The following is a 14211-nucleotide window of genomic DNA, read 5'->3' on the forward strand; positions in this document are numbered from 1 at the left end:
GCCCCGGTCATGAAGACGACGGACAGGGCGGCACTGGACGATTGGTACGCGGTGGAGACGGTCGCCGACCTGGATGGCGCGCCGAGCCATACGCGGCTGCTCGGCCAGGACATCGAACTGGTCCGTGACATCACGGGCGAAATCACGGTTCGGGAGGTCCTGGACGACGGCAACCGCGGCCCCGCGCTGCCCGTCCGGCAGCGCTACGGCTGCGTCTGGACGACGCTGGGCCTGCCCGGGAAGGAAATCTTCGAGATCGCCGAGGCATCGGAACCCGACCGCCGCTACGTGCCCTGCGGCTGGGTGACGATGCGGGCGTCGGGTTTGCGTGTCGTAGAGAACTTCCTCGACATGGCGCATTTCCCCTTCGTGCATACCGACATTCTCGGCTCGGAGCCGCACACGGAAGTACCGGCCTATCTGAGCGAGATACGTCGCGAAGTAGACGAGGTCTGGGCGACCAACTGCACGTTTTTCCAGCCGCGCATTGCCGCCACGGAAAGCTCCGGCGCGTTCGTGCATCTGACCTATCGCGTGCCGAGCCCATTCGTGGTGATGCTCTATCGCGTGTGCCACGTGGCGCCGGACCGGCTCGACGCAATCGCGCTGTTCATCCAGCCCATCGAGGAAGACCGCTGCCGCGCCCAGCCGGTCATGTATCTCGTCGACTCGGCTTCGACGCAGACGGCGTTGCTCAACTTCGAACAGGTCATCTTCCTGCAAGACCGGATCATCGTGGAGAACCAGCGGCCGCTGCGCCTTCCACTCGAGCCGCGGATGGAAATCCCGACCCGCGCCGACGGGTCCTCCATCGCCTACCGCCGCTGGCTGAAGGAAAAAGGCATCCGTTTCGGCACGACCGCGAGAGCCACATGACCGAATCGGGTCTCCAGGTGCTTCGCCCGACCTCCGTTGCCGAGGCGCTGTCATTGGCAGGCGAGGGCGCGTCGCAACTGGTCGCCGGGGGCACGGCGCTGCAGCTCGGCTGGGCGAAGGGCCTGCCAAAGCCGCGGCGCCTCATCGACATCGGCCGTATCGCCTGCCTGAAGGGCATCCAACTGGCCGGCGACGGGTTTCGGATCGGCGCACTGACGACCCTGGGTGCCTTGGAGCGTGACCGGGCGATAGGCGAGACTTTGCCTCTGCTCGCAGCCGCAGTCCGCGCCACGGCGGGACCCGCCGTCCGCAATCTCGCAACGCTGGGCGGCAACGTCGCGGGGGGCACGGGTTGCCTTCTGCCGGCCCTGCTCGCGATCGATGCGAAGCTGGAGATCGTCTCACCGGCTGGGCGCGCCGTCGTGCCGCTCGCGCAATGGTTGGCCGACGCACCGTCAGCGGGCCTCATTGAGACGGTCATCGTTCCACCGCAGCCTGCCGCTCGCTGGACCCATCGCAAAGTCGGCCTGCGCGCCGCCTTCACCCCAAGCGTGGCCGGTGTCGCCGGGTTGATCGAAACGGCGGACGATCGTGTCACGATCGCGCGGCTCGCGGCCAGCGGCGGCGGGGAAGCAGCCCGTCTCGGTCACGCCGAAGCGCTGCTCATCGGCCGGCGCCTCCAAGAGATCGATTGGGCCGAGCTGCACGCCGCAATTCTCGAAGAGGCGCCGGCGATCGATGATGCATGGCGGTCCGACCGCTATCGGCGCAGTGTCGTGGCGAATGCGCTGGTCTTCGGGCTCGGCGGAAAGTTGTCCCAAGGAGCACATTCGCCGCGCCGGCGGACCGTGCCGTCCGGAAATCCACCTGCCGAAATTCTCGTGTCGCGATCGGAGATCGGCGCACGCTGGCACCAGCGGCCGGACGTTGCGCCGAAAATCGCAGGCAGGCTCGAATACCTGACCGACCGTCGCGAGCCCGCCATGCTGGTCGGGCGCATTCGGCGTGCCGGCATTCCCCATGCAAGGATCGTTTCCATCGATACGAGCGCGGCCGAGGCGCTGCCAGGAGTCGCGGCGGTTGTAACGCACCGCGACATTGCCGGCAGCAATGCCTTCGGCATTGTCGTGCAGGATCAGCCGGCACTGTGCTTCGACAAGGTCCGCTATTTCGGCGACGCTGTTGCTGCCGTTGCCGCTGTTGACACACGGACGGCCGAACGCGCGCTTGCTCTCGTCAGCGTCGAATACGAGCCGCTGCCAATTGTGAGCGATCCCCAACAGGCACTCGCCGCTGGGGCCGAGCCGGTCCACGCCTCAGGCAATCTGCAGTGCAGCTTCGAGTTCACGCGTGGCGATGCCGCCGCGGCTTTTGCCAAGGCAGCTCATATCGTCGAGGCTGTCTACGAAACGCCGAGCCAGATGCACGGCTTTATGGAGACGGAGGGCGGCTACGCTTTCGTCGGCACGGATGGTACCCTGAACGTCTTTGCCGGTGGGCAGCATGGCCGCCGCGACCGCATGCAGCTCTCGCGCATCCTCGGTATGCCGCAAGAGCGGATACGGGTGGTCACCAGCCCGACTGGCGGCGCTTTCGGCGGCAAGGACGAGCTGACCGTGCAGCCGGCCCTGGCCCTGCTGGCGCTGAAGACCGGACGCGCCGTGCGGCTGCATCTCGACCGGGCGGAATCCGTCATCGCGGGTACCAAGCGCAATGCCATGCACATCCATATGCGCACCGCCTGCGACGCCGAGGGTCGTCTGCTCGCCCAACAGGTGGATGTGATCGCGGATGCCGGCGCCTACGCGTCGCTCGGTCCGGGCGTGCTTGAGACGGCGCTCGAACACGCCTGCGGGCCATATGTCGTTCCCAACGTCCTCAGCTCGGGCAGGCTCGCCTATACCAATAACGGCGTCTGCGGCGCGTTTCGTGGCTTCGGTGCCAACCAGATGGCCTTCGCGGTAGAGTGCCAGCTGGACCGGCTGGCCGAAGCCGCCGGCATCGACATTATCGAGATACGGCGCCGCAATTTGCGCGAGCCTGGCACGCGAGGCCATCTCGGCCAGCAGGTCGCGCCGTCCGAACGTCTGGCCGAGATGCTGCAAGCCGCCGCTGCTGACCCGATCTGGGCCAAGCCGCGTGGTCCGTCGTTCGACGGCTCTGAGAAGATCGGCGTCGGGATGGCGATGAACTATCAAGGCAATGGACTAGGCACGCTGCCGCCGGACCCGGCCGGAGGCGCGTTGCGCTTGGCTCCGGATGGCATGATCGAAGCGCTCTATGGCCTGGACGAGATGGGACAAGGCCTGCTCACCTCGGTGAAGGCCGCGGTCGCCGGAGCGCTCGGCTGCGGCCGCGACGATGTCCGGCCGGTCACCGGTGATACGGCGGCGACGCCCGAATCCGGCTCCTCCACCGCCTCGCGCGGCACTCACGTGGTTTGGCGGGTCGCGGCAGTCGCCGCACCACCTTTTACGCGCGACCTGCTGGCAGCAGCGGGCCAGCTGCTTTGCCGCGAAGCCGGGACGCTGGCGCTGGCAACCGGCGGTATCGTCGAGCGACATTCCAACAGCGGCTCACTGCTCATGAGTTTCGCCGAGCTTGCCGAGGCGTTGCCTCCCGACCGGCTGCCAGCTGCTGCCGTCAGCTTCGAGTTTCCGAAATCGGACTATCTGGAAGGCAATGCACGCCTGATCTTCGCCTTCGGCGCGACACTGGCGCGCGTTGCCGTGAGCCGCATCACCGGACAGGTACGTGTGCTCGACCTCCATCAGCACACCGCGGCCGGACCGATGCTCGATCCCGCCGCCTATCTTGGCCAGATCGAAGGCGGCGGCGTCCAGGGGCTGGGCTTCACCCTCACTGAGGACGCGGCGATGCGGGATGGCCGGTATCTTGCCGGCAACCTCGACTTCTACATGCTGCCAGGCATTGCCGACACGCCGGAAAGCTTCGCGACCTTCGCATTGGAGGATCTGGACGAGGACGACCCGTTCGGCCCGCGCGGAGTTGGTGAGCTTGGCATTGGTGCCGTGTCGCCAGCCGTCGTCAACGCGATTGCGGACGCCACAGGGGCTTGGCCCGAGCGCCTCCCGGTCGATCCTGAATGGGTACTCGACGCCCTGCAGAGGAGTGCAGCGTGAGTGGCGAGATCGCGATTACCTTTAACCTCAACGGCTGCCGCCAGGCGCTGGCCGTGCCCGCCGAGTTGCGCCTGATCGACCTGCTGCGCGATCATTTCGGCATGACTGCCGCCAAGATGGCTTGCGGCATCGGCCGCTGCGGCGCTTGTTCCGTGCTGATGGACGATCGCGCGGTCAATGGCTGTCTGCTCATGTCGTGGCAACTCGACGGGGCCACCATCATCACGCCGGAGGGTTTCGACGACCTTCCCGAAGCCATTGTCCTGCGCCAGGCTCTGGCGGCCGAAAACGCCTTCCAGTGCGGCTACTGCGCACCCGGCATTACTGTTGCGCTGACCGCTCTGCTGCTGGAGAATCCGGCTCCAGACGAGTCTCAGATCCGCACTGCGCTCGAAGGCAATATCTGCCGCTGTACCGGCTATCATTCCATCATCCGCGGTGCCCTCGCGGCGGTCGAGGCGTTCGCTTGCGGAGCACGGACATGACGGTCATCATTCGAAACGGTGCAGCCAGGCACGCAGGCGTCGAGGCGTTCCTGGCCAAACCCAGAATGCGGCACCTGATCGGCGGCGGCTGGTGCGACGCCAGCGATGGCGCAACCTTGCCCGCGACCGATCCTGCGAATGGCGACACGCTCGCGCTGCTGGCGCAAGGCACAGCCGATGACGCCGGGCGCGCCGTTGCTGCGGCGCGTGCTGCTTTCGAAGGCGAGAGCTGGCGCGACATGACACCGTCGGCACGCGGCAAGCTGCTATGGCGCATCGCCGACCTGATTGAACGCCATGCCGATGAGCTTGCAGAACTCGAGACGCTTGACCAAGGAAAGTCGCTGAAGACCTCGCGCTTCGCCGAGATTCCCGCCTCGGCCGAGCAGTTCCGCTATTTTGCCGGTTTTGCCACGAAAATCCTCGGCACGACCATCCCCACCTCCATCAGCTACCAACCGGTGGGCAGCAAGATTTTCGCCTACACGGTGCGAGAGCCGATCGGTGTCGTGGCTGCCATAACGCCCTGGAATTCGCCGCTGCTTATGGCCTCGATGAAGCTCGCCCCGGCGCTTGCCGCCGGCTGTACGATCGTGCTCAAGCCAGCTGAGGAAACGTCGCTCACCGCCCTCAGGCTGGGCGAACTGATGATCGAAGCCGGCTTGCCGGACGGCGTCGTCAATATCGTGACCGGTCTCGGTGAAACCGTGGGCGCAGCATTGGCTGCACATCCCGATGTCGATAAGGTCGCCTTCACCGGCTCGACGGAAGTCGGAAAGATGATCGTCTCCGCAGCGCGCGGCAATCTGAAGAAGCTGACGCTCGAGCTGGGCGGCAAGTCGCCGGCCATCATCATGCCCGATGCGGACATGGGGCTCGCAATCCCCGGAGTGGCTCGGGGGATCTTCGCCAATGCCGGCCAGGTCTGCGTCGCCGGCTCGCGTGTCTATGCGCATCGCTCGATCTACGACCGTCTGGCGGAGGGGCTGACGGAAGAAGCGCGAAAGCTGCGGCTCGGACACGGGCTTGACCCGGATACCGACCTTGGTCCGCTGGTCAACGGGACCCAGGCTGCGCGCGTCGCCTTCTACGTCGGCGATGGTGCTTCCAGCGGCGCCGAGATCATCGCCGGCGGCCGGCGCTTCGACAACTTCTTCGAGCCGACCGTGGTTACCGGCGTGCGCCCGGACATGCGCATGATGCGCGAGGAAATCTTCGGCCCAGTCGTTGCCGTGACACCGTTCGACGATGTCGCGGAGGCGATAAGCCTTGCGAACGACTCGCCCTACGGCCTCGCCGCAAGCGTCTGGACCCGCGACCTATCCACTGCGCATCGCCTTGCCGCAAGTATCCGGTCGGGCACCGTCTGGATCAATTGCCATTCCTACTTCTCGCCGGAACTGCCGAAGGGCGGCCACAAGCAATCCGGTTGGGGCTATGAGAACGGCGCACCGGGCCTGGAGAACTATCTCGAGACGAAAACGGTCTGCGCGGTGATTTAGCCGCGCCTTTTCCGCGATGTTCGCGGATCGGAGGCTGACAGCCCTCCATCGGCGGACAAGGATTGATCGAAAATTGCTCGGATCCTCCTGAGGACCAGTCCCTTGGCGGCGCTGGTCCACATCGACGTTGCGCTTGACTCGTCCATATTATCCGTAATAAATCATACATATTGCCATCGAAAAAAGGCGGCAGGTCTGGGAGGACCGATGAAAATCACGGCCATCAAGGCGCGCGTCTGCAATGCGGAAATGCGCAACTGGGTCTTCGTCCGGGTCGAAACCGACGAGCCCGGGCTGTTTGGCTGGGGTGAGGCAACGCTGGAATGGAAGACCCGAGCCGTCGTTGGGGCGCTTCAGGACCTTGAGGCCCTGCTCATCGGGCAGGATCCGCGCAACGTGGAGCAGTGCTACCAGATACTTACGCGCCACGGATTTTGGCGTCTTGGCGTCGAGGGAATGTCTGCCGTCAGCGGCATCGAGATCGCGCTCTGGGACATCCTGGGCAAGTCATTGGGCGTCCCCGTCTGGCGCCTTCTGGGCGGACAGGTTCGCGACTATCTGCGCACCTATACGCATCTCGGCCTCGGAGACATGAAGGCGGTCTATGAGACCGGATCCGCGGACGCGATCGTGGAACGCGGACGCATCGTGACGCAGGCAGGCTACGATGCGGTCAAGGTCGTCTGCATTCCCTACACCCACTACGCATCGCCTGCGAAAGCCGTTGATTCTGTCGCCAACATGGTTGGCTCACTTCGCGAGGCCATAGGTCCGGACATCGACATCATGGTCGATTTCCATGGACGCCCTGCATCCGTTAACGCTGCGATGGATTACCTCAGAGCAATCGAGCCGGCCCGCATCATGTTCGCGGAAGAACCCGTGCCGCCCGAAGATGTTGCCGGACTGGCGCATATCACGGCGCGATCGGCCGTGCCGATCGCTTCCGGCGAGCGGCTGATCGGGCGTCGCGAATTCACGCACTCGATCGCAGCCCGTGCCTTCAACATTGCCCAGCCTGATATTTGCCACACTGGCGGTCTGCTGGAGACAAAGAAGATCGCGGCCATGGCGGAAACGGCAGGCATCGGCCTTGCGCCGCACAACCCGCTCGGTCCGATCGCTGGCGTCGCTGCTCTTCACTTCGGCATATCGACGCCAAACGTCGTCATTCAGGAGGAGATGTCCGGTGCCGTCGCCTGGTACGACGACGTCGTTACCTGGCCAATTCGGCGTAAACCAGGCCGCTGGGACCTGCCCGATCTGCCGGGCCTTGGCGTCACCGTCAATGAGGACGTCATCGCGCGTCACCCCTTCAAGCAGGAAGTGCTGCATGCCCGCAATGCCGTCATGCCGGACGGCACCGTGGTTGACTGGTGAGTGCAATGGCAGGCCGGCTGCAAGGAAAGATCGCAATCGTCACGGGCGCCGGCCAAGGCATAGGTGCCGCCACCGCCCGCGCCTTTGCAACACATAGGGCAAAGACCGTCATTGCCGAACTGAATGCGGCAAGCGGCAAAGCGGTCGCCGACGAATTGCGTGCCGGAGGCGCCGACGTATTGTTCGTCGAGACGGATGTCACGGACGTATCCGCGGTCGCGGACATGGTCGCCCGCACGATCACGGCCTATGGCGGCGTCGACATTCTGGTCAACAATGCCGGTGCCAATGTCTTCTACGAACCATTGCTGATGCCGGATGAGGAATGGGAGCGCTGCCTCAAGCTCGACCTCCAGGCCGCGTGGTTCTGCGCCAAGGCGGTTTTGCCGACGATGCTGGCGAAGGGCTCGGGGTCCATCGTCAACATAGCGAGCTGTCACGCCTTCCAGATCATTCCCCATACGTTCCCGTATCCGGTCGCCAAGCATGCACTTTTGGGCCTGACCCGTTCGCTGGCCATCGAATATGCCGCACGCGGTATCCGGGTGAACGCGATCGCCCCCGGTTATATCGAGACGCCGATCGCGGAAGCCTACTGGAACACATTCCCGAACCCCGCCGAGGAGAAGCGGCGAGCCTACGACCTCCATCCGCCCAAGCGAATTGGCCGGCCGGACGAGGTTGCAATGACGGCGGTTTTCCTCGCTTCGGACGAAGCGCCGTTCATAAATGCCGAGACGATCACCATCGACGGTGGGCGCTCGGTTGTCTACCACGACTAGCAACCACCATTGAGCTCAGGGAGGATCTTCATGAAAACCACAACAAAGGCTTTGGCGACATTTGCGATACTGGCTGCCGGACTGATGAGTGGCACAGCAAGCGCAGACGACATCAAGATCGGCTACATCAACAAGATGGGAGATCATCCATGGTTCGTCGCCGAAGTCGGCGGCGCCAAGAAAGCGGCTGAGGCGGCCGGGGCCGCGTTCGTGTCGCAGGACGTTCAGTTCGACGCCAATTTGACGATCACGACCTTCGATACGATGGTCGGCGATGGCGTGAAAGGCATCGCCATCGTTGTCCCCGACAAGGCGCTGGGACCGGTCATCGCGGAGAAAGCAAAGGCCGCAAAAATTCCCTTGGTGGCGGTGGACGACGATATCTACTACCAGGATGGCACCCAGGTCCCCTATGTCGGCATGAATGCTTACAATATCGGTGCGCGGGTGGGCGAAGAGCTTGCCAAGCTCTACAAGGCTGAAGGCTGGACGGGCAAAGAGGTGCGCATCGCCTCGATCGAGGACCGCAAGGCCGATACCTGCATGCAGCGCAACAAGGGCGCGGAAGAAGCGTTCCTGAAGGCGGTGCCCGATTTCAAGCCGGGCAACATCGTTCGCGTCCCCTACGACAACACGATGGTCAACGCCATCGACGTGATGACCACCACACTGACGGCCAATCCCAGCGTCACGAACTGGATATTCTATTCATGCAACGATGATGGCGTGCTGGGTGGTGCGCGAGCATTGGAGAATGCCGGCTATTCCGCAGACCAGGGCATGGGGATCGGCATCGACGGTAGCCGCGCCTGCGATGCCTTCGGATCCGGAAAGCCCTCGGCGTTCCGTGGTACGATGTGGCTCAATTCGGAAAATCATGGCGCGCTGGCGGTGAAGATTCTCTTAGCCTCCATCAAGGACGGAACGAAGCTTCCCGTTCAATCCTTCACTGACCCGGAATACATCACCGCCGACAATTTTGCGTCGGACTACAAAGCCAAGCTCTGCCACTGAACCAGATATGCGTCATGCGCCGCAGTGCGCATGACGCTCTTTGGGCCGGCAGTTCGTCGACGGGCACACGGATCGGTCCTCGGGAGTGAGCTTTTGATGCAATCGGATTTCTTCTCGCTCGACAGGATATCGAAGCGCTTCGGCGTCGTGCAGGCGCTCGACAATGTCTCGATTGCCTTTCGGCCAGGAGAGGTGCTTGCCCTGGTTGGCGAGAATGGCGCCGGCAAGTCGACAATGATGCGAATTCTCGAGGGCGTGTTCGCACCGGACACCGGCACCGTGCTGCATGGCTCCACGCCGATCGTTTTCAGCGAACCGCGCGACAGCCACAGAGCCGGAATACGCGTCATCCATCAGGAGCCGGAGATCGTTCCGAACCTGACCGTGGCCGAGAACATTTTCGTCGGCGAACTGCCGCGGCTGGCAGGCGTCCTGCTCGACTGGCACAGGCTCGAGGAGCAGACCGATAAGGTGCTTGCGACCTTCGGCATGCAGCAGGATATGCTGCCGCGTCAACTCTGCAGCACACTCGGTCCGGCACAGCGCCAGATGATCGAAATCATGCGCGCCATACGTGCCGGCGGCCGGCTGATCGCATTCGATGAGCCGACCTCGTCACTGACCGACGACGAAGCGCGCCGTCTTTTTTCAGTAATTCGCCGGCTGCGCGGCGAGGGCACTTCGATCGTCTACATCTCTCACAGGCTGAACGAGGTCATCGACCTTGCGGATCGCATTGTTGTCTTGCGGGACGGCCGGCTGGTCGATGATTCCCCCGCGGCCGGTGCCAGCGAGCAGACCATAGCCAAGCTCATGGTCGGCCGCGACATAGCCGATCTGTTTACGCGCGAGACGTGGCAATCGGGGCAACCGTTGCTGGAGGTGACGGGCCTGATCACCGACCACGTCACCGATGTGAGCCTCAAGGTCCGCCGCGGCGAGGTGCTCGGCATTGCCGGCCTTATGGGTGCGGGTCGATCCGAACTGGCAAAGGCGATTGTCGGCTATGATCGGCGCCTCGACGGAACCATAACGATGAATGGTGTGCCCGTTGGCCCCAACAGTCCGCATGCAGCGATCGTGGCGGGCATCGGCTTTGCCCCGGAAGACCGCAAGCACGAGGCGCTGCTGTTGTTCCGAAGCATTCTTGATAACGCCTCGCTTTGCGTGCCCGACAGAACGTCGACCTTCGGCTTCTTCAACCGGCGCAAGGCACTGGAGATCGTCTCACCGCTTGCAGCAAAGATGTCGATCAAGGCGCCCAACCTCGACGAACAGGTTTCGAAATTATCGGGTGGCAACCAACAGAAGGTCGTTCTTGCGCGCTGGCTTGCGCGGCAGCCGATGCTTCTCATCCTCGACGAGCCGACCCGCGGCATCGACATCGGCGCCAAGGCGGAAATCTATCGCCTGATCGACGAACTCGCCGCCAGCGGCATCGGCATAATCCTGATCTCCTCGGAAATGCCGGAACTGATCGGGCTGGCCGACAGGGTGCTTGTTATGGCTGGAGGCCGGATCACGGCCGAACTTTCCCGCCCTGACATCGACGAGGCCATGATCCTGAGACATGCCATGCCTCAGTCTGCAGCATCGCTTGGAGGACAAATTCAGTGAACAGCCTTGAGCTCAGGACAGCAACAACGCAAACCGGCAAAAGGCGCGCTTCCTTGCGCATCGCAGAGCGCATCGGCATTCACAACGTAAGCCTTCTTGTTGCTCTCGCCATTCTCGTGCTCATTTTCGGCACCCTGAGAGGCGACGTGTTCTTCTCCAGCCGAAACCTGCTGAACATCGGTCTAGGCATTACCATCCTGGGCGTTCTGGCGATGAGCCAGACCGTGGTTATTGTCGCCGGAGGGCTCGATATTGCCGTCGGCGCAATTGTCGGTCTGACCACAGTATCGACGGCAATGGCCATCCAGGCCACCGGATCACCCGCCGCGGGCATTCTTGCCGGCCTGGTCCTGGGCGGTCTTGCCGGCCTCGTGAACGGCATCATCATCACCTATGGGCGGGTCAACGCTGTCATCGCGACTCTCGGTACGATGGCGATCTTCCGCGGCATCGCGTTCATCATGTCCGACGGGCAATCGATCGCGATTTTCAGCGAGACTTTCCGCTTCATCGGGATCGGACGAATCCTCGGCCTGCCTCTGCTGATCTGGATTCTCTTGCTGACCGCGATCGTGTTCCATCTCTTCCTTGCCCGCTCGATCGTTGGCCGCAACATCTATGCGCTGGGCGGCAATCCCGTTGTCGCACGCTTCTCCGGCATCGACATCAACCGCTACCGCGTCGGCATCTACATCATGAGTGGAGTGGCGGCCGGATTGGCCGGGATTCTGTTGGCTGCCCGTACCGGCTCCGGGCAGCCCGTATCCGGATCCCAAGGCCTGGAACTCGAGGCCATCACAGCGGCCGTTCTTGGTGGCTGCGCCTTGCAGGGCGGCAAGGGCACGATCGTCGGCGCACTGCTGGGCGTCGCCATCATTGGCGTCCTCAACAACGGAATGATACTGACGTCCGTGCCAACCTTCTATCAGTTGCTTGCCAAGGGCTCGCTGCTGATACTTGCTGTGGTAATTGCCGAGTACCACTTGAACAGGACATGACGATGGACGCGGCGATCGCTTCGACTGGCCAAGGCAAGCAGGACATTCCTGCCGCAGATGGCACAACGTCATCGCTCAAGGATCGCATCGCACGCGATCTCGGACAGCGCATCCTCGCCGGCTCCTACGCCCAGCACTCCGTCCTGCCGACGGAAGCCGAGCTTTGCGTTATCTACGGGGCCAGCCGCACCGCGCTTCGCGATGCTCTTCTGACGCTTTCGGCGAAAGGATTGATCGAGGCGCGCAAGCGGGCCGGGACGCGTGTGCGCGTGTCGAGCGAATGGAACAGGCTGGATGCACAGGTTCTGGAATGGATGCGCGATATCGAGCCCGATCTCGATTTCGTCCGAGGATTGATCGAGGCGCGGCTGGTCATTGAACCCGCTGCCGCCCAACTTGCGGCCAAGATGGCGACGTCAGGCGATCTCGCGGTCATCGAAGCGGCCTATGAAGCCATGCGCATTGCTCCGCAGGATGACCTTGCTGCGTGTCTCGATGCCGACGTCAGGTTTCATACGGCCATCCTGCGTGCCAGCCGCAACCCGGTATTCGCCAATCTCGGCAATATGCTTGCGGCCGCCCTCAGCTTCTCCTTCCGCTTGACCACATCGGCCACCGCTAATTACCAGCAGACGCTGAGCGCGCATGGCGACGTGCTGGAGGCAATCAGGATGCGGAGGGCCGACGATGCACACGATCAGATGAAGGCGCTCATCGGGATCGCGTCGAACGACCTTCTTGCAGTGGCTCGCAAAGGCCGCCATCAACAGCCGATCGCCGCTGCCAAGGCCGATACCGTCTGAAGCGGATGGTCGGGACGATCAAGATCAGAAGCGGAGACCTGTCTGCTGAAATCGTCCCATCGCTTGGGGCAGGTCTTGCGAGACTGGACCATGGACGCGTGCCGCTCTTCAGGCCTTGGCCGAACGGCGGGAGCAGCAACCCGTTCGACCTTGCCTGCAACCTGCTTTTGCCATGGTCAAATCGCATCTCGGGCGGCGGGTTCACATTCGACTGCAAATTCCACGAACTACCTGCCAATGTTGCACGCGAGCCATTTCCCATTCACGGCAATGGATTTTCGAGCGAGTGGGACGTCGACAGCGTAACGCAGGACAACGCAAAGCTGTCGCTCATCAGCAACGGGCCCGGCCCATACCGATATCGCGCCGAGGTGAGCTACGCGCTGGCCGGACAGGGGCTCGAGCTAAAACTTCGCATCGTCAATCGGGCATCGATCAGATTGCCGTTCGGGCTTGGCATCCATCCATGGTTCCCGAGAACAGCGTTGACCACGCTTCACGCCGCGGCATCACAGGTTTGCCTCGAACGGCCCAACCATCTCCCTGAACGATATGTGGATGTCAAAACCCATCCCGATTGGAATTTCGGCGCCCCGGCCGCCTTGCCGAGCGGATGGATAAACAATGTGTTCGCTGGCTGGGATGGTGTCGCCTCCATATCTTGGCCAGAGCACAGTTGCAGCCTGCGGATTGAAGCTTCATCGCCCTTGAATTTGTACCTGGTCTATTCGCCATCGGACGAGAGCGACTTCTTCTGTTTTGAACCGGTCAGTCATGTTGTCGATGCTCATAATCGGGGTTCGATCGACAAATGGAATGGACTGTCGGTGCTTGGGCCCGGCGAGAGCCTGGCAGCCCGTTGCAGCTTTGCCGTCAGTTAGGCGGACCTCTGCGGCGCCCTCGAATTGGCGGATGTCGGCCTGCATGTCCGGTGACAACGAAGCCGTCTTTTCGTCCAAACGGAGCTTGGGAAGAGGGAACTCCGGCGACCGGGAACCCGCGAGCCAGTTCGACGTTTGCCGGATGTCGCTGCGCAGCTCGTCTGCTTGACGGCCCACCAAATGTGCCTGGCAGGATTGGATCAATGACGGATGTTGAACCAAAAGAATTCGTGCTCGCGGGCATCGTCATGAAGCGACTGGTCTCCGGCGAACAGACGGGAGGCTTGTTGAGTCTGTTCGAAAACAGAAGCGACGGGCACACCAAAACGCCAATCCATGTTCATGCGAATGACGACGAGACGGTCTACGTCATCGAAGGGCACTTGACCGCAATTGTGGACGGTGTGGTCCGAACGCTCTCGCCCGGCGAGAGCATGTTTTTGAAGCGGGGCATCCCGCACCAGCTTATGAATCCCGGCAACCAGCTCGTTCGCTATATCCTGATAGACACGCCAAGTGTGTTCGAGCAGTTTCTTGCCGAAGGTGGCCATGAACGCAGCAAGGGAGAGGTGGTCGGGCCGCCGACGCCTGCCGATATCGAGCGGCTCAAAGTAGCCGCGCCGAAGTTTGGGATTACGCTCCTGCAGGACTGGCCGGCAAGAGAGTAGATGGCTTCGTGATGGCGGCTTGGATCGCCGCTAAAGCCGGCCCTTGCCCGAAGAACCGGTAT

12 protein-coding genes are annotated in these 14211 nt (G+C 62.8%); all 12 read left to right on the top strand.

Annotation, left to right across the window (positions count from 1 at the left end; all coding sequences use genetic code 11):
- The first annotated feature begins 9 nt into the window (after positions 1 to 9).
- On the top strand, positions 10 to 876 hold the full coding sequence (locus tag NKH04_RS07190) for an aromatic ring-hydroxylating dioxygenase subunit alpha (RefSeq protein WP_353044146.1): 867 nt from the start codon (positions 10 to 12) through the stop codon (positions 874 to 876).
- Complete coding sequence (locus tag NKH04_RS07195; RefSeq protein ID WP_353044147.1) at positions 873 to 4019, top strand: molybdopterin cofactor-binding domain-containing protein; 3147 nt, start codon at positions 873 to 875, stop codon at positions 4017 to 4019. Before NKH04_RS07190 ends, NKH04_RS07195 begins: the two co-directional genes overlap by 4 nt.
- Positions 4016 to 4504, top strand: coding sequence for a (2Fe-2S)-binding protein (locus tag NKH04_RS07200; RefSeq protein WP_352470583.1), 489 nt, complete (start codon positions 4016 to 4018; stop codon positions 4502 to 4504). The genes NKH04_RS07195 and NKH04_RS07200 overlap by 4 nt, the downstream gene beginning before the upstream one ends.
- A complete protein-coding gene (locus tag NKH04_RS07205; protein ID WP_353044148.1) occupies positions 4501 to 6006 on the top strand; it encodes an aldehyde dehydrogenase family protein in 1506 nt (501 codons plus the stop codon). The genes NKH04_RS07200 and NKH04_RS07205 overlap by 4 nt, the downstream gene beginning before the upstream one ends.
- A gap of 102 nt (positions 6007 to 6108) precedes the next feature.
- Positions 6109 to 7386, top strand: coding sequence for a galactonate dehydratase (gene dgoD, locus NKH04_RS07210; RefSeq protein WP_352768613.1), 1278 nt, complete (start codon positions 6109 to 6111; stop codon positions 7384 to 7386).
- Between the two features lie 5 nt (positions 7387 to 7391).
- Positions 7392 to 8168, top strand: a complete 777-nt coding sequence (locus NKH04_RS07215; protein ID WP_353044149.1) for an SDR family oxidoreductase — start codon at positions 7392 to 7394, stop codon at positions 8166 to 8168.
- A gap of 30 nt (positions 8169 to 8198) precedes the next feature.
- Positions 8199 to 9182 (top strand): substrate-binding domain-containing protein, encoded by a 984-nt coding sequence (locus tag NKH04_RS07220; RefSeq protein WP_353044150.1) that lies wholly within the window; start codon positions 8199 to 8201, stop codon positions 9180 to 9182.
- Positions 9183 to 9278: 96 nt separating this feature from the next.
- The gene (locus NKH04_RS07225; RefSeq protein ID WP_353044151.1) at positions 9279 to 10799 is read left to right on the top strand and encodes a sugar ABC transporter ATP-binding protein; all 1521 of its coding nucleotides are present in this window, start codon (positions 9279 to 9281) and stop codon (positions 10797 to 10799) included.
- 53 nt (positions 10800 to 10852) lie between these two features.
- Positions 10853 to 11797, top strand: a complete 945-nt coding sequence (locus tag NKH04_RS07230; RefSeq protein ID WP_353044152.1) for an ABC transporter permease — start codon at positions 10853 to 10855, stop codon at positions 11795 to 11797.
- Positions 11798 to 11799: 2 nt separating this feature from the next.
- Complete coding sequence (locus NKH04_RS07235) at positions 11800 to 12600, top strand: FadR/GntR family transcriptional regulator (RefSeq protein WP_245274602.1); 801 nt, start codon at positions 11800 to 11802, stop codon at positions 12598 to 12600.
- 5 nt (positions 12601 to 12605) lie between these two features.
- On the top strand, positions 12606 to 13481 hold the full coding sequence (locus NKH04_RS07240; RefSeq protein WP_353044153.1) for an aldose 1-epimerase: 876 nt from the start codon (positions 12606 to 12608) through the stop codon (positions 13479 to 13481).
- 203 nt (positions 13482 to 13684) lie between these two features.
- Positions 13685 to 14149 carry a cupin domain-containing protein gene (locus tag NKH04_RS07245; RefSeq protein ID WP_352470574.1) on the top strand — a complete coding sequence of 155 codons (465 nt, stop codon included), beginning with the start codon at positions 13685 to 13687 and terminating at the stop codon, positions 14147 to 14149.
- Positions 14150 to 14211: the final 62 nt, after the last annotated feature.

This window comes from Mesorhizobium sp. M1365, assembly GCF_040317865.1.
Lineage (GTDB): Bacteria > Pseudomonadota > Alphaproteobacteria > Rhizobiales > Rhizobiaceae > Mesorhizobium.

Bases quoted from the DNA above. Each gene is read 5' to 3' on its own strand.
- NKH04_RS07225 (WP_353044151.1), top strand. From the start codon at position 9,279: ATGCAATCGGATTTCTTCTCGCTCGACAGGATATCGAAGCGCTTCGGC.
- NKH04_RS07235 (WP_245274602.1), top strand. From the start codon at position 11,800: ATGGACGCGGCGATCGCTTCGACTGGCCAAGGCAAGCAGGACATTCCT.
- NKH04_RS07215 (WP_353044149.1), top strand. From the start codon at position 7,392: ATGGCAGGCCGGCTGCAAGGAAAGATCGCAATCGTCACGGGCGCCGGC.
- NKH04_RS07245 (WP_352470574.1), top strand. From the start codon at position 13,685: ATGACGGATGTTGAACCAAAAGAATTCGTGCTCGCGGGCATCGTCATG.
- NKH04_RS07190 (WP_353044146.1), top strand. From the start codon at position 10: ATGAAGACGACGGACAGGGCGGCACTGGACGATTGGTACGCGGTGGAG.
- NKH04_RS07205 (WP_353044148.1), top strand. From the start codon at position 4,501: ATGACGGTCATCATTCGAAACGGTGCAGCCAGGCACGCAGGCGTCGAG.
- NKH04_RS07240 (WP_353044153.1), top strand. From the start codon at position 12,606: ATGGTCGGGACGATCAAGATCAGAAGCGGAGACCTGTCTGCTGAAATC.
- NKH04_RS07195 (WP_353044147.1), top strand. From the start codon at position 873: ATGACCGAATCGGGTCTCCAGGTGCTTCGCCCGACCTCCGTTGCCGAG.
- NKH04_RS07220 (WP_353044150.1), top strand. From the start codon at position 8,199: ATGAAAACCACAACAAAGGCTTTGGCGACATTTGCGATACTGGCTGCC.